The sequence below is a fragment of the Micromonospora sp. NPDC048909 genome, assembly GCF_040649635.1.
Classification (GTDB): Bacteria; Actinomycetota; Actinomycetes; order Mycobacteriales; family Micromonosporaceae; genus Micromonospora.
The window spans coordinates 1-20,325 of record NZ_JBEZFU010000014.1 but is presented as its reverse complement, the minus strand read 5'-3'; the positions used below and the strand labels follow the sequence as shown (position 1 = coordinate 20,325).

Annotated in this window: 23 protein-coding genes and 2 pseudogenes; 15 read left to right on the top strand and 10 right to left on the bottom strand. The window is 70.0% G+C overall.

Annotation, left to right across the window (positions count from 1 at the left end):
• The first annotated feature begins 207 nt into the window (after window positions 1–207).
• The 7 genes from AB0C04_RS28155 to AB0C04_RS28125 all read left to right on the top strand — a co-directional run bounded on the left by AB0C04_RS28155 (window position 208) and on the right by AB0C04_RS28125 (window position 8,754).
• Window positions 208–1,542, top strand: a complete 1,335-nt coding sequence (locus tag AB0C04_RS28155) for an SWIM zinc finger family protein (RefSeq protein WP_357060228.1) — start codon at window positions 208–210, stop codon at window positions 1,540–1,542.
• Window positions 1,539–4,076: a DUF6493 family protein gene (locus AB0C04_RS28150; protein WP_357060226.1), complete on the top strand. Its 2,538-nt coding sequence runs from the start codon at window positions 1,539–1,541 to the stop codon at window positions 4,074–4,076. The genes AB0C04_RS28155 and AB0C04_RS28150 overlap by 4 nt, the downstream gene beginning before the upstream one ends.
• A 310-nt stretch (window positions 4,077–4,386) precedes the next feature.
• Complete coding sequence (locus AB0C04_RS28145) at window positions 4,387–4,881, top strand: SMI1/KNR4 family protein (protein WP_357060548.1); 495 nt, start codon at window positions 4,387–4,389, stop codon at window positions 4,879–4,881.
• Window positions 4,882–5,483: 602 nt separating this feature from the next.
• Entirely contained in the window at window positions 5,484–5,906 is a 423-nt protein-coding gene (locus AB0C04_RS28140) for a hypothetical protein (protein WP_357060224.1), read from the top strand.
• A 55-nt stretch (window positions 5,907–5,961) separates the two neighbouring features.
• Window positions 5,962–7,208 (top strand): IS3 family transposase gene (locus AB0C04_RS28135; RefSeq protein WP_357060222.1). Its coding sequence is split into 2 segments (ribosomal slippage): window positions 5,962–6,244 and window positions 6,244–7,208, totalling 1,248 coding nucleotides; the frame shifts between segments, so codons are not numbered across the junction.
• A 218-nt stretch (window positions 7,209–7,426) separates the two neighbouring features.
• On the top strand, window positions 7,427–7,891 hold the full coding sequence (locus AB0C04_RS28130) for a hypothetical protein (RefSeq protein ID WP_357060218.1): 465 nt from the start codon (window positions 7,427–7,429) through the stop codon (window positions 7,889–7,891).
• Window positions 7,892–8,328: 437 nt separating this feature from the next.
• Complete coding sequence (locus AB0C04_RS28125; protein ID WP_357060216.1) at window positions 8,329–8,754, top strand: hypothetical protein; 426 nt, start codon at window positions 8,329–8,331, stop codon at window positions 8,752–8,754.
• Window positions 8,755–8,774: 20 nt separating this feature from the next.
• Here the strand turns inward: AB0C04_RS28125 and AB0C04_RS28120 are convergent, their stop codons facing one another.
• Window positions 8,775–9,185 carry a hypothetical protein gene (locus AB0C04_RS28120; RefSeq protein WP_357060214.1) on the bottom strand — a complete coding sequence of 137 codons (411 nt, stop codon included), beginning with the start codon at window positions 9,183–9,185 and terminating at the stop codon, window positions 8,775–8,777.
• A gap of 88 nt (window positions 9,186–9,273) precedes the next feature.
• Here AB0C04_RS28120 and AB0C04_RS28115 point away from each other — a divergent pair, with 88 nt between their 5' ends.
• Entirely contained in the window at window positions 9,274–9,588 is a 315-nt protein-coding gene (locus AB0C04_RS28115; RefSeq protein WP_357060212.1) for a DUF6221 family protein, read from the top strand.
• Complete coding sequence (locus AB0C04_RS28110) at window positions 9,585–9,851, top strand: hypothetical protein (RefSeq protein ID WP_357060210.1); 267 nt, start codon at window positions 9,585–9,587, stop codon at window positions 9,849–9,851. Before AB0C04_RS28115 ends, AB0C04_RS28110 begins: the two co-directional genes overlap by 4 nt.
• Before the next feature lie 106 nt (window positions 9,852–9,957).
• Here AB0C04_RS28110 and AB0C04_RS28105 read toward each other — a convergent pair whose 3' ends face one another.
• Both AB0C04_RS28105 and AB0C04_RS28100 read right to left on the bottom strand, forming a co-directional pair.
• Window positions 9,958–10,146 carry a hypothetical protein gene (locus AB0C04_RS28105; RefSeq protein ID WP_357060208.1) on the bottom strand — a complete coding sequence of 63 codons (189 nt, stop codon included), beginning with the start codon at window positions 10,144–10,146 and terminating at the stop codon, window positions 9,958–9,960.
• A gap of 208 nt (window positions 10,147–10,354) precedes the next feature.
• Window positions 10,355–11,383 carry a hypothetical protein gene (locus AB0C04_RS28100; protein ID WP_357060206.1) on the bottom strand — a complete coding sequence of 343 codons (1,029 nt, stop codon included), beginning with the start codon at window positions 11,381–11,383 and terminating at the stop codon, window positions 10,355–10,357.
• Between the two features lie 129 nt (window positions 11,384–11,512).
• On the opposite strand from AB0C04_RS28100, the gene AB0C04_RS28095 reads away from it, so the two are divergent.
• The 4 genes from AB0C04_RS28095 to AB0C04_RS28080 all read left to right on the top strand — a co-directional run bounded on the left by AB0C04_RS28095 (window position 11,513) and on the right by AB0C04_RS28080 (window position 14,418).
• The gene (locus AB0C04_RS28095) at window positions 11,513–12,088 is read left to right on the top strand and encodes a hypothetical protein (protein ID WP_357060203.1); all 576 of its coding nucleotides are present in this window, start codon (window positions 11,513–11,515) and stop codon (window positions 12,086–12,088) included.
• Between the two features lie 28 nt (window positions 12,089–12,116).
• Entirely contained in the window at window positions 12,117–12,962 is an 846-nt protein-coding gene (locus AB0C04_RS28090; protein ID WP_357060201.1) for a hypothetical protein, read from the top strand.
• 99 nt (window positions 12,963–13,061) lie between these two features.
• A complete protein-coding gene (locus AB0C04_RS28085) occupies window positions 13,062–14,099 on the top strand; it encodes a hypothetical protein (RefSeq protein WP_357060198.1) in 1,038 nt (345 codons plus the stop codon).
• 25 nt (window positions 14,100–14,124) lie between these two features.
• Window positions 14,125–14,418, top strand: a complete 294-nt coding sequence (locus AB0C04_RS28080) for a hypothetical protein (protein WP_357060196.1) — start codon at window positions 14,125–14,127, stop codon at window positions 14,416–14,418.
• 636 nt (window positions 14,419–15,054) lie between these two features.
• Here the strand turns inward: AB0C04_RS28080 and AB0C04_RS28075 are convergent.
• Both AB0C04_RS28075 and AB0C04_RS28070 read right to left on the bottom strand, forming a co-directional pair.
• Window positions 15,055–15,243 (bottom strand): hypothetical protein, encoded by a 189-nt coding sequence (locus tag AB0C04_RS28075; protein ID WP_357060194.1) that lies wholly within the window; start codon window positions 15,241–15,243, stop codon window positions 15,055–15,057.
• Window positions 15,244–15,734: 491 nt separating this feature from the next.
• Window positions 15,735–16,053 (bottom strand): annotated as a pseudogene (locus tag AB0C04_RS28070) (hypothetical protein).
• A 26-nt stretch (window positions 16,054–16,079) separates the two neighbouring features.
• Between AB0C04_RS28070 and AB0C04_RS28065 the strand changes: the two are divergent.
• The gene (locus AB0C04_RS28065; RefSeq protein WP_357060192.1) at window positions 16,080–16,352 is read left to right on the top strand and encodes a hypothetical protein; all 273 of its coding nucleotides are present in this window, start codon (window positions 16,080–16,082) and stop codon (window positions 16,350–16,352) included.
• Between the two features lie 531 nt (window positions 16,353–16,883).
• Here AB0C04_RS28065 and thyX read toward each other — a convergent pair.
• The 5 genes and pseudogenes from thyX to AB0C04_RS28040 all read right to left on the bottom strand — a co-directional run.
• A pseudogene (gene thyX / locus AB0C04_RS28060) lies at window positions 16,884–16,970 on the bottom strand (FAD-dependent thymidylate synthase); the annotation flags it as partial.
• Window positions 16,971–17,352: 382 nt separating this feature from the next.
• Window positions 17,353–17,847, bottom strand: a complete 495-nt coding sequence (locus tag AB0C04_RS28055) for a hypothetical protein (RefSeq protein ID WP_357060189.1) — start codon at window positions 17,845–17,847, stop codon at window positions 17,353–17,355.
• Window positions 17,848–18,185: 338 nt separating this feature from the next.
• Window positions 18,186–18,647 (bottom strand): excalibur calcium-binding domain-containing protein, encoded by a 462-nt coding sequence (locus AB0C04_RS28050; RefSeq protein WP_357060187.1) that lies wholly within the window; start codon window positions 18,645–18,647, stop codon window positions 18,186–18,188.
• Entirely contained in the window at window positions 18,644–19,258 is a 615-nt protein-coding gene (locus AB0C04_RS28045; RefSeq protein WP_357060184.1) for an FxLYD domain-containing protein, read from the bottom strand. The genes AB0C04_RS28050 and AB0C04_RS28045 overlap by 4 nt, the downstream gene beginning before the upstream one ends.
• Window positions 19,259–19,403: 145 nt before the next feature.
• The gene (locus AB0C04_RS28040; protein ID WP_357060181.1) at window positions 19,404–19,640 is read right to left on the bottom strand and encodes a hypothetical protein; all 237 of its coding nucleotides are present in this window, start codon (window positions 19,638–19,640) and stop codon (window positions 19,404–19,406) included.
• A 208-nt stretch (window positions 19,641–19,848) separates the two neighbouring features.
• On the opposite strand from AB0C04_RS28040, the gene AB0C04_RS28035 reads away from it, so the two are divergent.
• Window positions 19,849–20,199, top strand: coding sequence for a hypothetical protein (locus AB0C04_RS28035; protein WP_357060179.1), 351 nt, complete (start codon window positions 19,849–19,851; stop codon window positions 20,197–20,199).
• The last annotated feature ends 126 nt before the right edge of the window (window positions 20,200–20,325 follow it).

Below are 20,325 nucleotides of genomic sequence, written 5' to 3'. Positions count from 1 at the left end.
GCAGCCAGGCGATGCCGGCGTGCTCAAGAACGCCGAACATCAGGTTGTCGGCCATCGCCAGGACCACGACGCCCTGGGCCGAGGCCAAGGCGGTCCAACTCGGCCTGTTGGGCCTCATCTCCACCTGATGGCAGTCCATCAACAGTCAAGCGGGCGCGCACGTCATTGCGGGTCCACTGTCGGGGGTTGGTCGTAAGTTCTGCAGCCGTGAGCGCCCTTCAGACTTACCGCTATCTTCGGCCGTCCACGCTGCACCGGGGTGACCTGGCGCTGCAGACGAGTGGCGGGCCCGCCACCAACCCGCGGTTTTTTTTTGGCTTTCTGACGACTCCGCAGGCGGCGGCCGCCGGGTTACTGGCGGTCGCCGAAGTCGCCCGGACCCGGTATCACCAGCCGGTCAGCCCGGCGAGCCTCGATCCCGTGGTCACCGGTAGCCGGGACCGGCTGCGCTTCGAGTCGTTCTCCGGCTGTTGCGGGGTGTACGCGCGGCTGGACGTCGTGCCTGCCGGGTTCGACGGCGACGTCGTCGAGCACGGCACCACCAACGTCGACGTGAACGCGCCGCTGCGGGAGGCGCTGGCCCGGGTGGGCGGCATCGACCCGCTGCACCTGTCGGTGGGGCCGGACGACCTGACCGTGTCCACTTTCGATGGTCCGGTGTTGGAGAAGAAGGTGCCGTTGCCCGGGCGTTGGCTGCGGGGGTTCGCCGAGGTCCATCTGATCGCTGCGGCCATGGGACCGCGGGCGGAGATCCCGGCGGCGGACGCGGCCGCCTTCCTGCGCCGGCTGCCTGCGGGCAACGACCGGTCGGTGCTCTGGGTGGTGCCGGCTGGGCGCTCGCTGCGGCTGACCTCGCGCCCGGTGCCCGGCGCGGTGTGCCTGGCCGGCGCCGGACGGCTCGCCACGCTGCGTGGGCTGCTCCGGTACGCGAAGACCCTGCGGGTGTACGGGCCACCGGCGGCGGCCGGGTCGCCGCCGCTGCCGAGCGTGTGGGAGCTCGACACCGGCGCGCTGCGGCTGTCGCTGACCCTTTCGCCGGAGCCCTACCGGGGTTTCTCCGGCGAGGGCGGCGCGCTGACCGCGCTCGCCACGGACGACGTCGCCGACGACGCCGCGCTGGTCGCCGCGCTGCTGTCCTGGGACCCGACGATCGATGTCCACGAGCTGGCCGCCTCGGCGGGGATCTCGGCGGGCCGGGTCCGGGCCGCGCTGGCCCAGCTGGGCACTGCCGGTCGGGTCGGCTTCGACGTGGCCGAGGCGGGCTATTTCCACCGGGTGCTGCCGTACGACGCCGGCCGGGCTGAGCGGGACAATCCCCGGCTGGTCGGGGCGCGGGCGCTGGTCGAGGCGGGCGCGGTCACGCTCGACGGCGAGGCGGCGACCGTACGCCACGGCGACGAGGTCTACCGGGTCCGCCGCCGGACGGACGGCTCGTACACCTGCTCCTGCCCCTGGTGGGCGCGGCACCGCGGTCAGCGCGGGCCCTGCAAGCACGCGCTCGCCACCACGATGGTGGGCGCTGCGGTGGAGGTCGGGGCGTGACCGATCCGTTCGAGTTCCTGGTCCGCGGCGACATCGGCGCGGCCGTCGACGCGGTCACCGGCCTCGACGAGCAGGGGCGGCGGTCGTTCGCCGACGGGCTGGTGGCCCACGTGCGCCGGCGGCGCGACAACTGGTGGTGGAACAACGAGGCGACGGCCCTGGCGGTGGCCGCGGTCGGCTGCCTGCCCACCGCCGTCACGGCGGCCGAGCTGCTCGGCCGCCGAAACGTGTCGCTGCGGGGCGCCGACGCCGGGCTGGTCGTCCAGGTCGCGCGGACGCGCGGGGTGCCCTGGCTAGCCGAGCTGGCAGACCGGCTGGCGGACCGGCTCCGCCGGGACGACCCGATGGACGGCTGGGAATTCGTCGCCGAGCTGCTCACCGCCGAGAAAGCGGCGACACCCACCGGTGACCAGTTCGTGGAAGGGTGGCTCGCCCTGATGGCGTGGCCGCCGGAGTGGCAGCGACCGATCCCGCTGGTGGACCGGCTCCGGGCGGACGTGTTCCTCGACGCCCTGGTGCCGCGACTGTTCGAGGTGGACGGCGCCGGGACGCGGATGTCCTTCGACGAGTTCATGACCGACGAGAAGCTCGCCCTGCCGCGCGCGCTGGCGCGACTGGCCGGCGAGGGCCGCCTGGACCGGACGATGCTGCTCGACGGCTGCGTGAGCCGGCTGTTGCGCGGCGACCGGCCGTCCGCGTTGCGCGCGTTCGTCACCCTGCACGCCCTGCTGGAACCCACCGCCAGCGAGGTCGACCGGCATCGCGGAGACTACCTGCGCCTGCTCGCCGACGCCCCCGGGTCCGTGGCGTCGATGGCGCAGAAGACGCTGCGGGCTCTCGACGGCCTGGAGGTCGAGGGGCTGCTCAACGCGTCGCGGGCCGTCCTCGTCCGGCCCGACAAGGCGCTGGTCCGCGCCCAGCTCGGCTGGCTGGACCAGCTCGCCCGCCGACACGCCGACCGGGCGGCGGAGATCGCCGAAGTCATCGCCACAGCGGTCGACCACCCGGCGGCGGACGTCCGCGACCGGGCCGGCACGCTGGCCGCCCGGCACGGGCACGTGGTCACCCCGCGGCTCGTGGTCAGTGCGGTGGGCGACGACCTGCCGCCACCGGCCGGCCCGCTGCCCGCGCCACCGGCCATCACCGACCCGGACGAGCTGGCGGAGGAGACCGCTTCCCTGCTCGGCGGCCCCACGACGGCGTCCGGTCTGGAACGGGTCCTCGACGCAGTGGTCCGGCTCGCCGGTGGCGACCGGGCCCGACTGAAAGACGCCCTGATGCCGGTGCTGCGGCGGCACCGCGCCAGCGCGGAGGAGCACCCGTGGGATCCGTGCTGCCTGTGCGGTCTCCTCGGCGGGGTCCTGCACGCGGCGGCCGACCCGGTAGAGGGGGGCGCACGGCGGGGACGGTGGGCCGCGATGCTGGCGGCGTTGCGGCGCCGCACGCCGGGCGGACCGTCCCTCGATCCACGGGTACCCCCGCCGCACCGGCTGCTACGCGCCCGGCTGGCCGAGATCGGTGACCGCGTCGGCCCGCCCCAGCACCCCGGTCTGCTCGCGGCCCCAACCTCGGCAAACGGCGCCATCGACCCGGAGGTGCTGTTCGACCGCCTGACCCGGCTCGGCGAGCACGGCGCGTGGGAGGTGGACCTGACGCAGGCCCTGCTGCGGCTGCCCGCGCGGGTCGACGAGCCCCTCGCGGCCAGGGCGGCGGCGCTCGGCACGCCCGCCGGTAACCGGCTCGCCGGATGGCTGCGCGCCGGCGGCCTGCCGACCCCGGACCAGCGGGTGGTCACGCTGCCCCGCCGGGAGCGCCGACAGGGCTACGACTGGGGGTACGACGAGCTGCCCCGGCAGCGGACGCACGTGCAGGTCAGCCCGCCGGCGGGCGTCGACGACCCGTTCGGCCTGCTCACCGTGCCTGCCGGAGCCGTGGACAGCTACGTCGGCGGCGCGGCCCTGCTCTGGCCGGCCACGCTGCCCGGCTACCGGGCACTGGTCGCGGCGTACGCGCTGCCCGACATCGCCAGCGGCGCCGACCAGGACCTGTCCGGCGGCGCCGCGATCCTGCCGCTGCTCGCCGAGTGCGGTGGCGACGGCGGTCCCGCCGTCGACCTCGCCCTCGCGTACGGCCTGGGTGCCCGGCACGAATCCGACCGGGTCGCCGCCGTCGACGCCCTGCTGATGCTGGCCGCCGCCGGCGACCTGGACGCTCCCACGGTCGGGGCCCACCTCGGCACCCTCGCCGCCGTCGGTGACCTCACGCTCACCCGCACCCTGCAGCCGCTGCGCGACGCGGCCGCCGCCAGTGCCCCGCTCAGCACCTGGCGCCTGCTCGCCGCCGCGTTGCCCGCGCTGCTCGCGGCGCCGAAGGCCCCGCGCGGCACCCCGGACCTGTTGACCCTGGCGGCGGAGACGGCGGGCGCGACCGGCGCCCGGATCGACGTGCCCGGACTGGCCGAGGTCGCCGCGCGCGGCGGGTCGAGCCGGCTGGTCACCGAGGCGCGGCGCCTGGCCGACGCGCTCGACCGGTGACCGAGCTGCTGGTAGCGAGGCGTGGACGGAAGCCGGCTCACGAGCTCCAGCCCCTGTTCGCCGGACCTCCGCGGCGCTGGTGATGGCGCTGCGGATGGGATCCGCGTTCAGCTGAGGGGACCAGGTTCCTGCTCACCACAGCGGGCAACGCAATCTTCACCAATAAATGGCACGTCCGCCGCTGCGGTGCGGGAGCGACCCGTGACCCCCAGCCGGGGGAGAGACAGCCGGGCGCGCCACCACGGACAGCGTCCAGACTGTGGAGCTGAAGTTGTTACTGCAACTGACGCTAAGCAACTACCGTCAGCGCGTGCTCGATCCCACGATCGTCTTCGACACCTCCGGTCCGCTGGAAAGCCCGCTCACAGACGAGGTTCTGCGGGAGGTGGAAGCGCAGCTTGGACGCAAACTGCCCGCTGCGTACGTCGACCTGGCCCAGCGACACAACGGCGGGGTGTTGGCCTGTGACGCCCACCCCTCGCCCAGCCGAACCTCCTGGTCCGCAGGCTACGTGGCTGTGTACACACTGGCGGCGATCGGTCGGACTGCTTCCTTCAGCCTGTGCGGCGAGCTCGGGAACGCGTTCTGGATTGCGGAGTGGGGCTACCCCGACATCGGCATCTACATCGCCGACTGCCCCTCGGCGGGCCACGACATGATCGCCCTCGACTACCGATCCCCCGGCGAGCCGACAGTCGTACACGTCGACCAGGAGTGGAACTACCAGATCACGGTCCTCGCCCCCGACTTCGAGACGTTCCTGGGCGGCCTCGTCGACGAAACCGAGTTTGATGGGGACGATTGACCGCCCACTCGGCACCTGCGCAGCGATCCTGAGTGCAGAGTGCGCGCCCGTCACTGACGCCTCCGGATCCGCCGAAGAGGTCTTCAGGTCGACGAGCCTGGGCAAAATATTGGCTGTGGGATTGACGTCCCAGATGACGAAACTGCGGCTGGCTCCAGCACGCTCAGCCACAACGCTCCACGTCGATCTACAGCGCACCCGCAGCCGCGGCGTTAGGTGACCCGAGACGCCGGCCGGCGCCAGCCACCCTGGGAGCAGCGAGACCTGACCACCTCGACCTCCACCGGGAGGTCAAGCGCTCGGGAACGCGACGTCGTTGCTGCTCAGCGGCTCGGCCGCGGTACGGCCGGATGACCTCTTCGCTGCGGTGACCACTTCGCCGGCCTGCACCCAATCTGCTTCCAACGCGAGGCCCAGCTACCGCGGCGGGCCCTACCGCTCTGAGCTGCCCAAACTCCCCTACCAGCCGGTATAGAGATCCGTTGAAGTCCGCTCAGAAGCGTTGAGCACTTTGTGCAAAACAGGACGCGCACCGACTCTGACCTGCGGAAAGGAGAAATTTCTGACAGACCAGCAACCACCGCTAACTCGCCGAAGGCACAATGGCGCTGATCACCACCCGCTCTCACCATCGCGACAACCGAACTGGCAGCCGTGTGACCACCATCGCCTGGCCCGACCGCAGGGCGGACATCATCACTGCCCTGGCGGTCCTCTCGACCCTCCGCCCACACACCCCGACGCCGTGGCCCGGCCTGACCGAAGCTGTGCACTGGCTCATCGATGACACGTTCTGGGACCAGCACTCACCCGCCAGCGACATCGGCACCATCCTCGCCAGCATCACCGAGGCCGACGCGATCACCGCAACACTCACACCCCTGTCAGCCATCGTCGACGAACTCGGACCCACCGCAGCCGACGACGACTACCTCACCCACCCCCGATGGCACGACGTCACCCACGCCGCAGCCCACGCTCACCAACTCATGACTGGCCAAACGCCAACTCAACCCGAACACTGAACAATGAACCGCCCCGGGTTTGGTGGCGGCCCGACCTCTTGTGGAGGATCGAGCCATGTCACGCCCTTCCCCTTATCCGCGTGAGTTGCGTGAGCGAGCGGTGCGGATGGTCTCCGAGGTGCGGCCGAACTACGAGTCTGAGTACGCGGCGATCGGCGCGGTGGCCCACAAGCTCGGGATCGGCACCGCGGAGACACTGCGTAAGTGGGTGCGCCAGGCCCAGGTCGACACCGGTGAGCGGACCGGGGTGAGCACCGACGAGTCGGCCGAGTTGAAGCGGTTGCGGCGGGAGAACGCGGAGCTGCGCCGGGCGAACGAGATCCTGAAGCCGGCGTCGGCTTTCTTCGCGGCCGAGCTCGACCGGCCACAGCCACGCTCGTGAGGTTCATCGACGAGCACAAGCAGGTGTTCGGCGTCGAGCCGATCTGCCGGATCCTGCGCGAGCACGGCTGGCAGATCACGGCCAGCACCTACCGGGCCGCCTGCCGGCGCACGCCCTCGACCCGCTCGCGTCGGGACGCCTGGCTCGCTGGCGAGATTCGGCGGGTGCACGCGGCGAACTACGGCGTCTACGGGGCCCGGAAGGTGTGGCTGACCTTGAACCGTGAGGGCATCCCGGTGGCCCGGTGCACCGTCGAACGGCTCATGCGCCAGCTGAGACTACGCGGAATCGTGCGGGGCAAGACCCGACGCACCACGATCGCCGACGAGCACGCCCTGCGGCCGGCGGACCTGGTCCAACGCCGGTTCACCACCGAAGCGCCGAACCGGTTGTGGGTCGCCGACTTCACCTACGTGCCCACCTGGTCCGGCATGGTCTACGTCGCGTTCGTCATCGACGCCTACTCCCGCCGCATCCTCGGCTGGCGCGCCGCCACCAGCATGAAGACCAGCCTCGTGTTGGACGCCCTGGAGATGGCAATCTGGGCCCGCGGCCGCCACGGCGCCACCGATCTGACCGGGCTGGTGCACCACAACGACGCCGGCAGCCAATACACCTCGATCGCGTTCACCGAACGCCTCGCCGCCGCCGGCGTCGACCCGTCCGTCGGATCGGTCGGCGACGCGTACGACAACGCTCTGGCCGAGTCCACGATCGGGCTGTTCAAGACCGAGCTGATCAAACCGCGCGGCCCGTGGCGGACCTGCGACCAGGTCGAAATCGCCACCCTGGAGTACGTCGACTGGTACAACCACCGCCGCCTGCACAGCGGCGCCGCAGACCTGCCACCAGCCGCGTTCGAAGCGCTCTACGATCCCACCAAACACCGGCTGACCCAGCCAGAAACCCAACCCATCTAGCCGCTACCAAACCCGGGGCGGTTCAGGACCCCGCGCCGCGTGGACCGCCACGTGTACCTCAACCTGCCTGTGCGCGGGCGACACATGCCCATGCACCATGCCCATCCGTGCCGCCGACGTGCCGCACGTCTGGGGCCCCGACCATCCGCTGATCACCGGCATGATCGCCGCCGGGTAGAGGACGCCGACGTTTGCTGACACTAGGTAAGGTCGCGGTCATGCGGTTCGATCTGGGAGACGTACCGGCGTGGGCGGCGATCATCGTCTCGTCCGCCGCAATCCTGGTTGCTCTCCGCGCCAACCGGCATGCCAAGGATTCCGCAGCTGCATCCCAAGACTCAGCCGTCTCTTCCCGTCGATCCGCAGACGCCGCCGAGCGGCAGGCAACAGCAGCAGAGCAGGCGCTACCGCCGCCGCCTCAGAAGGTGGCCTGGCGCTTTGAATACAAGTCGAGGCAGGAGTACGTGCTGCGCAACACCGGCACTGAGGCGGCGCACGACGTCGAGATCGACATGAACCGGATCGAATGCATGTTCCACGACGAGATGCCTGACGACCGGGTGGTGCCATCGGGCGCATCCGTCTCGCTCATCATGATGGCTACGGGGTCGGGTTCAGTGCCGAACGAGCTGTGGGTCAGGTGGCAGGGGCAGCCCGAGTGGACGCCCGTCCCGCTTGGTTAGACATCGGGATCTCGGAAATGGCGAGATCTGGGGCAGGCACTGTGGCCGAACCCCTCGACCCGACGTCACCCGCCATGATCTGCGACTAGGCCGCGGGTCGCACGGCTACGCCGGCGACCTGAGGGACGATGGGCTCATGGCTCCCCACAAGATGTACACAACTGACGAACGGCCGTACCACCAGCCCAGGGACTGCCCCGAATGCGGAGAGCAGGAGGAGACCCGGAGCTGGTCAATTGACGACCGAATGGTCGGCACCTTCTACCTGCCTAACGACGCCTGCACCAACCCTGACTGCTCGCGAGGGCGGCAGTCCGGAGACCGTTGACGGCGAAGTCCGGGGCGCGGAATCGGGTTGCGCCCCGGACTTCGCTATCTCGGCGGTGGAGCCGCGGGGGACGCGCTGGCCCTGGAAGACTCCAGATAGCCTGTCCCAGGTGGATCCTGCAGTTGCCGCCGCCTGGGCTGGTGTTGTCGTTGCCTTCCTCGCCGTCACGCTGTCGTACTACCAGACCCGGCAGAACCGTCGGGCCATCGCGGTCGCCGAACGGCAAGCAGCCATCGCCGAGTCAGCCCTGCCGCCGCCGCCTCCTCCTGTCGCCTGGGAGATCCGGCGATCCGGAAATGACGGGTGGGCCATGGTGAACATCGGCACAGAGGTGGCCCACGACCTGGAGATAGACGCGGAGCGGGACGCCGGCGTCCTCCGGGTGGACGACGGGAACTTCCCGGTCCGCCCTGGAGCCTCGATCCCGCTCCGAAACGCGGCAACCTACGGTCAGCCAATCCTGCGCGAAATCTGGGTACGGTGGGCGGGACAGCCGGACTGGGTCGGAGTGCCCCTACCGCCCGGGTGGTGGTGACAGACCTTCCACGGTCTCACTCAAGGAAGCGGCACCATCACAGGTTGCACCTGCCCATCCCAAGACACTCGAATCTCCTGAATGTCGACCATCCCTGCCGCTCGGATGACCACGAATGTCATGGACTCGCCCGGCTGCAGCGTCCGGCCGTTCTCTTCAACCCTGACGAAGCCGCCCTGCTTATGGACGTACACGCCATCCGCCGTCTCCGTACCGACATTGCGCAACACGAAAAGGCTCTTTCCCCGCTGCTCCACCTTCCACGCGACCGGCGGCGGCGGGGGCGGAACCGCGGCCTCCGCCGCCCTCGCCTGACGCTCCGCTGCGTTCGCCGACCGCTCTGAAGCGTCGGCTGACCTCTTTGAATGCCATACGCCCCAGACCGAGACGACCAGTGCGACTCCCGAGATGACCACCGCCGCAATCTCCATGGCAGGACGGTAACCGCGCGGCGCCAATGCTGGCCCGCTCACCGCCGGCCTGTCGCCTGCCGCCGGCCGCCTGAGAGACAATCGACCCGTGACCGACGAGATCACCAGCTGGCTCCGGCAGCAGCTTGAGAACCAGCGGCACACCGCCCACGCACTGAAGACCCTCGCCATGGCCGAGTCACCCGAGACAGCGGCGATCCTCCGCCGGACCAGCGATCAGCTCCAGGCCGACGCTGACGCCAAGGCTCGGCTCCTTACCGGCATCCACGGCCCCTCCGACCGGCTCGTCGACGGCACACCCGAGTGCAAGGGATGCCGGGACCTCTGGCCCTGCACCACCGTGCTGTACCTGGCCCAGCCGTTCGCCAACCAACTCGGCTACCGCAGCGAGTGGCTTCCGTGACCGACGACTGGATCCCCGCCGACGGCGACCTCTGGGGCACCGCCCGCATGATCGCCGCCTACCTCGGAGGCGACGTCACCATCGGCATGGTCCGCAACTGGGCCGCACGAGACGGCCTCCCATCAGCACGAATGCGCGACCGCAACGGCCGCCCAGAGATCCGCTACCCCCGCCAAATAGCGACCAACATCGAGGCCGAGAAGCACCTCAGCGGACGCGGCCGACCCCGCCGACTTGACGAAACGATCATGGCCGCCGCATGATTTGATCACTCCGAACCAGTAGGCGAACCCTGCCCGGAAACAGACTCACCACTCATCACGACGAAGGCCCCGCAGCCAACACTGCGGGGCCTTCGCGTTGGTGGAACTACTTCACGTCGACACTGAACCACTTGTCCGGGCTGAAGACCGCGACCACGTCCGTCGGGCTGATGGATCCCAACACGAACAGGTGACCGTCGCGGACGTCGACCGACGACGCATTCGGATACTTCAGGGTCTGCGTGTGACCGCTACGCGTCCCGTACACGGTCACACCCTTCGTCTCATCACTCATGAGTCGGAACCGTATCGCGAACGTACGACAGCCCCGGCCATCGATACAGCCGGAGGCACCCATGCCACGCCGCCCGCCCGTGCCGGTGCTCGCGCTCCACCTCGCCGTCGTGCTCCCCATCGGCGTCACGCTCTTCGCCCCGCACTGGCCCCGGAGATGACTGAGCCCCCACGCGGCAGCACCGCCCGTCGCGGCTACTCACCGCGCCCTACTCTTCCGGCGCCGGAACGCTGGGCGCGGGAACCTCGTGGACGACTTCGGTCGTTACCCGTCCCGACGGATCGCGCGTGAGCCAAGCAGGTTCCTGCTGATGCGCCTCGGCGGCGGCCAGACGTAGCGCCGCCGTGACGACGAACTCCAGGCAGAACGAGAACTCCTCATCGGTGGGCGCGTAGCCCTTCGGCGCCATGTAGGTCCGCTTCCCATTCAAACTCACGATCAAATGAGGTACGAGGAGGTCGAACCTCAGGTACGTCGGGAAGTCCAGGCCGAGCGCCACCATCCGCATCGCCGGGCGCATCAACCTGGCGGACTCGACCGAGCCCGCCACCTGCGCCGCCACCCTGCGACCCGTGCTAGTGACACGCCCGTCACCAAGCAGCCCCTCAAGCGCCTGTTTGACCTCGTGCGCCGGCACCGAGCGCCACATATCAGGGCCGAAGGCGAACGGGGATCTGTCCGGCATGGTCCACGAGAGGTCGCGCGCGCCCCGGTGGGGATCGAACAACTCGTTGACCGCGTCCCGCAGCTTGACCATCGCGAGGCGAGTCTTCCCACCCGCATGCTCCACCTCGGCGGCGCGCAGCTCGGCTCGCACCTTGGTTTGACTCACCACGTCCACCATCGACACGCCTGTGTAGTCCACGCCAAACGCCGCTTGCACGGTCGCCGACATGAAGGTCGCTGCGTCGCTGCCAGCAAGGGTGATCGTTGACGACGATGGGACGACTCCGTTGTGCTTGAAGTCGTTCCGAGAGCGGTGAAGCCGCTGCATGCCCCGGAACCCGGTCAGGCCGCCCGGGACACGTGGGTCGAGCACCTTCCAGTAGTCCTCGAACTTCTGCGACGACACGCTGTAATGATCTGCGACCAGGAGGAGCAGGCTCTCGACCGCGTCGTGCAGCATCAGCAGGGAGACCGCGGACTGCGGATCAGGCAACTGCGCCTGGGCATCGGCGAGTCGGTGTAGGTAGCGGATGAATGCGAGACGCCGGGCGGTCGCCGGAGCAAGAGTCACCCCAGCAACTTTGCCACCCTGCAGGTACTCCGCTCAATGCCGTTTGGGCTGGCGCTACGGCAGGTCGCGGTGGTGGCCAGCGTGTCCGTACGTAAGCGGGCTCTTGCGCGCGCCGCCTAGCCTGATCCGGTGCCCCTACCGCCTGCCACGCTGGTCTACCTGGCAACCCGGCCATGGGAACTGGGCGACGTAGCGACCTGGCTCTCCGCCATCGCCAACATCGCGACCGTCATCCTGGCGACGGCGGCGGCCATCGTCGGCTACCGCGTGTACAAGGTCGAGTCCGGACGGGACGCACGAGCCGAGCTCGACCGACGCGAACGCGCAGCAGACGACCGCCGAGCCCAGGCCGCTCTCGTCTCCGCCTGGTATGGACGAAGCGCAGAAGCAACCGATGCGTTCGGGGGCCAATGGAGGACGTACGCCTGGGGCGGATGGGTCCTCAACGCGTCAGACTCGCCGATCTACGACGCGCGCATCACCTTCCTGCTCGCGGACGGGGAGGACCACTACGAATGGCCCGCCGCCACGATCCGGGTCATCCCGCCTTTCAGGGGCGAGCAGTTCGTCAAAGTGGACCCCGAGGTCCGAGAGTCCATCAGCGAAGAGGACTGGAAGCACAACCTCGAGGTCACCCTCGTCTTCCGCGATGCGGCCGGACGGCGCTGGCAGCGCGGCCACGACGGCTACCTCCACGAGGTGTAGCGCCCCACACCAGGAAGCAGCCGTGGAGGTGACCATGCCCAGACCCGGCAGCACCACCGACCGCGCGGCCCTGACAGCGGGCACATGGGGGTTGATCGAAGGCACTCACACCGCGCCGGCGGGCGCCGCTCAGGCGCTGCTGGTCGCGGCGAACATGACCGGCACCCCGCCGGCGGGGCATCAGTGCTACGTCGACAGCGCGACGATCCGGATCGGGATCCCCGAGGTCGCCAGCGTCGATCTGTATCGGCGGCCGATCACCACCCCGACGATCGCCGCGTACGACTTCGAGACGGCCGACATGTCCGGGTGGGGTGCCCCGCACGCTGGCGTCGCCGTGCGCACCAACAGCAAGTCGCACCAGGGCAGCTGGTCGTACCAGTTGACCAGCGACGGCACGGATGCGCTTGGCTCGCACGTGGAGACGGTGAAGATCCTGTGCACGCCGGGCGCCGAGTACATGGTCGACGAGTGGATCGCCGGGTCGTCGGCGGCGAAGGACACGTTCGCGCAGCTGCGGTTCTACGACGCCGGCGGCGGGTTCCTGCAGGCGAACAACGGGATCGGGAAGCCGCCGCCCGGGCCGGGCGCGTGGGAGTACCGGTGGGCGGTGGGGACCGCCCCGGCCGGCGCGACGCACATGACGCTGCTGGCGGTCCTCGACAGCTTCCCCACCGCCGGCGACACGATCTGGGTCGACGAGGTCCGGGTGCGGTTGGTGAACCGCGCCGCCGGTGTGCGGGTCGCCCAGGGCCTGCCGGCGAACGCCGTCTACGACGACTGGCGGGGCGTCATCTCCGGCGTGCCGTACGAGTACCGGGCTGAGGTCCGCAGCGTCATCGGCACGACCGTCGGCGGCGTCTGGACCCCCTGACCTGTGCCCGGCCGCCGCCGGCGGCCGGGCCTTCCACCTCTCGCCGCCGCGGCCGGGCCGTCCCGCCGCAGCGGCGCTGTCTCTCCCGGAGGTATCGCAGTGCCGTGGACACCGATCCGGACCATGCGGCGTGGCCAGCGCCCCGACTTCACACTGCGCCGGCAGCCGCCGAACAACTACATCACCAACGCGCAGCAGTGGCTGATGGACCAGCTGCTCGACCTGGAGCCGGGCAGCGAGGACGTCGACGGCGGCCGGTACGCGCACAAGCCGGGCTATCACGACACGGTCGCCCACAACGACGCCCGGTCGGGTGTCGGTAAGGACTACTCGGCGCGCGACCCGGAGGACCGGCGAGGCCCGCACAACAAGACGCGGGCGTTCGACTGGACGTTCCGCGACGCGCAGGCCGGCCGCTTCGCCGACTTCGAGAAGTACGGCGACCGGCTGCTCGCGGCGTACCGGGCCAACGATCCGCGGCTCGCCGGGTGGCGCGAGTACCTGGGCCGGGTGTCCAAGGCCGTGACCATCAACGGCAAGAGCACACGCCGCGTCGGGATCGACTTCCGCAAGCGGTCCCTGCGGATCCCGGACTCGACGCACGAGTGGCACGGCCACGGGTCGGAGGACACCGAGCAGGTCGAGTCGTTCGCGAACAAGTGGAAGCTGCTGACCATCCTCGCCGGGTGGTCGCTGGCCGAGTGGCAGCAGAGCACGACCGACACCGGGGAGGACACCATGGCGATGAGCCAGGCAGACAAGGTCGCGTGGGCGACCACGAACCGCACCGACGCGCTGCTGTCCGGGAAGGACGCCAGCTACCAGATCGAGGGCGAGAAGACCCGCCGCAATGAGCCTAACCAGGTGGCCCGGGCGCTGGCACGGATCGAGACGAAGGTCGACGCCGCGATCAAGGCCGCGCAGGGCGGCGACGGTGAAGAGATCCTGGCGCGCATCAACGAGGTTGCCGCGGAGTCGGCGCAGCGCGACGCGCAGACCACCGCGGAGCTCGCCGCGCTGGCCGACCAGCTCGACCAGGTCGCCGAGATGCTTCGGAAGTTGGAGTCCGGGGAGCTGACCGCGGAGCAGGTCCTGGTGCAGCTGCGCGAGTTGCTGCCCGTCGCCCCGACCAGCTGACGCACCACCCACGGGAGGACCGCCGGTGGCCGGCGACGACATCACCAACGCCGAGCTGGCCCGCCGGCTCGATGCGATGCGCCGGGACGTCCACGACGACCTGGCCGAGATCAGCCGGCGAATGGACTCGTACGTGCTTCGCGAGGTGTACGCCGCGGAGCGCCTGGCGATGGAGACCCGCGTCGGAGTTTTGGAGGCGCGCGTGAAGGACGGCGAAGAGCAACGCCGAACGCTGACCCGGTGGCTGATCACTTCGGTGGTCTTCCCGTGCGCGGCCCTGATCGTGACCATCTACTTCAACCTTCAGGGGCCGAGATGATGACGACTGCGGGTGAGCATCGGGCGCGTCGGTGGAGCCGGTGGCGGGACTGGGCGGCGATCCTGGCCGCGGTCCTGGTTGCCGCGCTGATCGCGTGGGCTACGTACCAGATCGGCGTGCTGCGCGCACAGAACGAGGCGCTGGCCAGCGCGTTGGATCAGCAGCGCCAGCAGGCGCAGGACTCCGGCCAGAACCCCGTCGCACCGCCAGCGGAAGACATCATCCGGGACCCGCAGACCGTCACCGGACCGGCGGGACCTCAGGGTCCTCAGGGGCCGCGCGGCTTTGACGGTGTCGACGGGAGTAGCGGTCCGCCCGGGCCGACCGGTCCACCGGGTGCTACCGGTAGACCCGGTGTCGCTGGCGAGAACGGGACGGATGGAGCTGTCGGACCAGCCGGTCCGGCGGGACCTCCGGGGCCAACTGGCCCGACGGGGCCGGCGGGTCCGCCCGGTGACCAGGGCCCGCAGGGCGAGGCCGGGCCGGCCGGCACGCAGTGCCCGGAGGGAACCACCCCGCGGACCGTGACCGTTGTGACGACCGAGGGCGCGCAGGAGATCGCCGCTTGCGTTGCGGAATAGGGCGTGGCGGTCAGAGCCGGGCGGCGATGAAGACACCGCCGCCCGGCTCGGCCAGCTACGACCGCCGGTTCTTCCCGGAACGTCGTAAGACGATCGCGATGGCGCTGACTGCGGCCAGGACGATCGTGCTGATCGCGGGGATCACCACCTGTGCCACGTTGCTGATGTCCTCGACGAGCTTCACCACGTAGACCAGCGAGCCAAGGCCGGCCATCACGACCAGGACGAGGGCGCCGACCAGCACTTTCTCCGTGTCGTTCGTCCCGTTGGGCTGGTGCGGTCCCGACCGCCTATGTAACGTTGTCATCGGTCGTTACTCCTTGATGTGCATTCTTCCGGTGGACATTGACTGGGACGCGACCCGTCAAGGCGGACCCGGGGAAGGCAGCCCCGGGCACCCGCCTTGACTTGCTTATAGGCGTGGGTCTTTGCCCTGCTGAGAACCCTAGCCGGCCGGTGGAACAATCCGCTGCACACAGCCCGTGGTGATCGGACCGCGGTGAGTAGCGAATCATCGATGCACCCGCCCGCCGCTAATCGACCCACACCCGATGACCTGCGCAAACGTCCAGGCAGTCGAACCACTGTCCGAAAGCGCTCGGCCCCTGCTCTCCTTCGGCTGATAGCAGCCACTTCAATCATGCGGAAAACGTGCAGCGGGAGGGGTCCACGCCACCTGTGCACGCTCCGGGACGACCCGAGTGATCTACAGCTAGGTGTAGAAGGACCCGGTCATCAGTCCCGGTCGTACCGGACGCCCATGCCCTCGAATCGTTCCCGAGTCTCGGCCGCATGCTGCCCGGCGACCCCCATGTCGGCGCCGGCCGCCTCCAGCAGCTCGATCGTTGGGCCGCTGATGCCGTGCGGGTCGGCCATCGCCACCCCGGCCTGGATCCCGAGCAGCCGCGGGTCCTCCGTCACCGCGTGCACCGCGGCGACCGCCTGGTCGCGCGGAGCGTCCCGATCGCTGCCATTGCCGTACCGGCCGGCCACCCCCGGACAGCTCGGCGAGCAGCAGCCGGTCCCGAGCCGGCAGTGAAGGCACATGTACCACCCGATGACCGTACCCAGGAGGTACCGATGAACAGCAGGCCCCGCCCCGTTCTCATCTATGCCACGGTGATGGCCGGCCTCACCGCGCTAACCGGCTACGCCGGCCTCGACCAACTGATCCCCGCGCAGGCCGTCTCCTGGCTGGCCCTCGTGACCGTCATCGTCGGCGCGGTCGGCGGCGTCCTGGTCCAGAGCCAGGTGACGCCGCTGTCGGCCCCGCAGATGAAGGACGGCCGCCAGCTCGTGCCGACGCCGCTGGCCCGGGTACCAGGCCGCACGATCCGCGGAGACGTGGACTAGATCTCGTAGAAGTGCCGGTAGCTGATCAGCTCGTCGGTGAACTTCTTGTGCAGGTTCGTGGCGCGCTTCACGATGAACTCCTTGTACGAGTCGCCGCCCTCACTGAGAGCGGAATCGACACACCGTCGACGTCGAGGATGAAGAAGCCCTCGGCAGCCTGGGTGATCCAGGCTGCCGAGGGCTTCCTCGGACGTGCTACCGCCGGCCGACCATCTGGTTGAGCACCGTGAGAACGCCCACGGCGACGAGGGCCGGGGTCCCGACCTGCGGGTGCTGGAGCGCGACGTAGAAGGCGAACAAGGCCGTCACCAGCAGCGCTAGTCCCCTGGGCGACACGTCACTGTTCTTGGGGGCCTTCTTACGTCGACTCTCATCGCGTCGTATGGTGGGTCTCATTGCGAGTGGGTTCCTCTCTCTTCTTGCCAGACGGGTCAGGGCGTTGCTCGTAACGTGGCACCCGCGCCAACGGGTGTTCGCTCGCGACGGCACCCGCGCCAACGGGTGCCGTCGCTGTTTTCAGCCGGCTACATGGCCGCCCTCGGCGTCGGTCGACCACGGCACGTCGTTCGGCGCCTCGAAGTGGGTCCACGCGACGAGCTTCACCTGGGGCTGCACCATCTGCACCATCTCCGGCATGCCTGGGACTGTAGTGGTGGCGGCGGCACGACCCAAGTCCGGCTCGCCCCGCTGCAACGTCCGTCCCCCGCCTGGCACGCCGGGTGATGCTGGCCGGCCAACCCCTACAGATCTAAAGGCGACCGTCCTGTTACGACGCCGGCCCGCGCTGGGCGGAACCCCTAGGTTGAGCCGCCCCGACAGCATCGCCTTTGGCGCGGTCGACCTGTCGGTGCTCACCTCGCTGGCGTCGCGGCGGCGAGCCGGACTCGCCGACCCTTGTCGGTGGCGCGCTGTAGCGTCCCTGCCGGCTGGTACGAACGAAGCGCCCCCGCTTGGCCATCCAGCCAGCGGGGGCGCTTCGTGCTGACCGGGCTCAGCACTGTCAGGGATGCAGCCAGTGCCAGCCGCTGGCGCAGTCATGGGTGTCGAAGATGGCGCCCTTCGGCACCACGACCTCCAGGTAGCTCGTCGCATAGCCGCCGTCGTCGAGGCCGTACTCCGGCGGCTTCGACAGGCCCCACATGCAGTCCGACATGCCGGGACCTCCCTCGGTCGCCCACGAGCCCGGCTCGACCAGGTCGCCCTTCTTGCACCACTCAACGTTCTTGCAGCTCGACCCGGCGACGTAGTAGCCGCACCTGCCCTCTCGCACGCAGTTGCCGCCGTCGTCGGTCATGACCGTCGGCAGCTTCGGCTTGTACGCCGGCGAGACGCTCACGGATGGGCTCAGCGACGGGCTCGGGCTCGGCGACGGCGACGCGCTCGCCACGGCCGGGGTCGGCGACGGTGCGGCAGCCAGCTCGGGGGCGCCGCCACAACCGGCGAGGGCGACGGCGGCGAGCAGCACGGCGGGGAGGATCAGGCGGGATCGGATCATTGTTCGTCCTTCTGGCGGGGCCGAGTCATGTCGTATAGCGCGTCCTGCGGGGCGGCGCGGGCTAGGTACTCGCGGCGCCACCGCCGCCACTTCCGCCGGCATCGGCCGCACGGATTCCGCAACAACCGCCACCGACCGCACTTCGAGCACCTCACCCGCGGTCCGCCCTGGCAGCGGTGGTGAGGTGTCGGTCGCGGTCCATGCCGGGCACCGTACCGGCGCAGGTCAACACCATCAGTCCATCGTCGGATCACTGACCGGGCGGCGTGTCGATGTAACACCCTGCGCAGACAGCGGCTCCTTACCGTAGGGCAGGGGCCACTTCGTGCTGTGCGGGATCAGCGGCGCTCGCACACGGTGCCGTCACCGTCGCGGTCCCGGTACCAGTCGTACTCCGGGTCCTCACCCTCCACGTACGGGCCGTACCCGTTGCCGTTGGCCTCCGCGCACGTGTCGAACCGCGGGTCGTTTTTCGGCGCCGGCGGCGGAGGCTTCCGCGTCGGGGACGGCTTCGGCCGGGCGGTGGTTCGCTTCGGCGTCGGCGACGCCTTCACCACCGTGCTCTTCGTAGTTGACGGTGCCACCTGCTGCGCCGGCGTGGACGGCGGGGCACTGCTGGCGACCGCTGACGAGTTCACCACCGGCCGGGCTGGCGGGTCTTCGTCGTCGCTGACGGCACCGATCACACCGCCGCAGCAGCACATCATCAGGACGGTGGCGACGATCCCCCACGAGATGGCGCCGAACGGGCTCGTGATGTGGATCGGGCCGAGGCGGAAGTTCCAGCGGACCTTGCTCACGACACGTCGACGATCTTGCAGGTGATGGTGCCCGACGTCGACGCGTTCAGGATCGTCGACTCCTCACCGCGCACCGTGTCACCCGCCGGCACGCTGCCCACGTACGCCGTGTCCGTGTCCAGCCGTGCACCGGACGCGTCCCGGTACTCCACCTTTAACGTCACCCGCCGGTCCTCGTTGCCGTTGTTCGTCACCGTGTAGCCGATCGTCGCGACCGAGCTGGTGCCGCTGCACGCGGTGACCTGAACGTCGAGCTGTTTGACGGCGTTGTTGTCGCTGACCCGACCGACCGTGACGAGGCCGACGCAGATGGCGCCCATCAGGGCGACGGTTCCGAACACGACGAGGAAGATCCCGCCCGGGGTGGCGAGGAAGTGCTTCTTCCGCGGCGGTGGCGGCGGTGGCGGGTAGTAGCCGGGTGGCCCGGAGGCGGGCGGGTACGGCGGCTGTCCGGGCGGGGCCGGCGGCGGGTAGTAGCCGGGCGGCCCGGAGACGGGCGGGTACGGCGGCTGCCCGGGCGGGGCCGGCGGCGGGTAGTAGCCGGGCGCCGATACTGCAGGATGGTGCGGTGGCAGCCCGGGAGGTGGCGGGGGCTGCGGCGGCGTGGTCATGGCGGGCACCGTACTCCTTGCGGTCAGCTGGTAGCAGCCTGCGCGGGCCGCTCGCGGGTCTTCGGTACGTTCGGTCGCCCCGGTCGTGGCCGATCCGCTGGCGTGGCCGCGGCCGGTCGGTCCACCCCGGACCAGTCGCCCCCGGTCATCCCGACCGGGCCGCCGGCACCCAGACGTACACCCACGGCGGCCCGGCGCCGGCGACTGGCTCAAGCTCGTACGCCCCGTCGACGTCGGCGTCGAGCAGCTCCCCGCCGTATTCGACCCACAGCCAGTTCTGGTCGATGATCTCGGGCGGGACGCCGTCCTCGTTGACGGGCACCAGCAGGTTCCGGCCGTCGACGGGGCCTCCGACGGCCGGCACGTCGACCCGCTCCCACATGCCCCGATCATCAAGGGGCGGGCCCGGTGGCGACGCGGTTTCACCTATCTGGCCAGCGGCGGATGCTGCGACCAGCAGTGCGCCAGCGCCTCGAGCAGCGGCACCGCGGTTTCCGCCGGCAGCTGGCGCAGCTGGTCGACGGGCGGTACGAGTAGCGCCCCGCGGCTTCGGTTTGGATGCCGTACCTACTGCGCGAGACTATGGGTGAATGGCTGAGAACATTCGATTCCTCCTCTGCGTGGAGGTCATGGTCGACGACCCGGTGGGCTTCCAGGCCGGACAGCTGGAGATGGTCTTCAACGAGTCGACGGGCGAGGCGGAGCCCATGGGCGCCATCGGACGTGACATTGAGGAGCAGGTCGGCATCGTGGCCATGGAGGCTGCGCTCACCAAACTCAGGGACACGGCGGGCATCCGCCCGATAGGGGGATCCACTCTGCCGTGGAAGAAGGCCGAGGACGGGTCCTTCCCGGAGATGACGCTGCCGCGGATGCCGTCCCGCGCGGAGATCGAGGATCGGGCACGGCGGCGCAGCGAGGGCAGCGCAGACCAAAGCTGACGGACCCATCTCGGTACGGATCAGCCGGCCGTCCACATCGCCCGGCTGATTCAATCTCCGTACGGACCTACACCGGGCGTCGGGGCGGCCGATCGGCCCCCCCCCCCCCCCCCCCCCCCCCCGCCG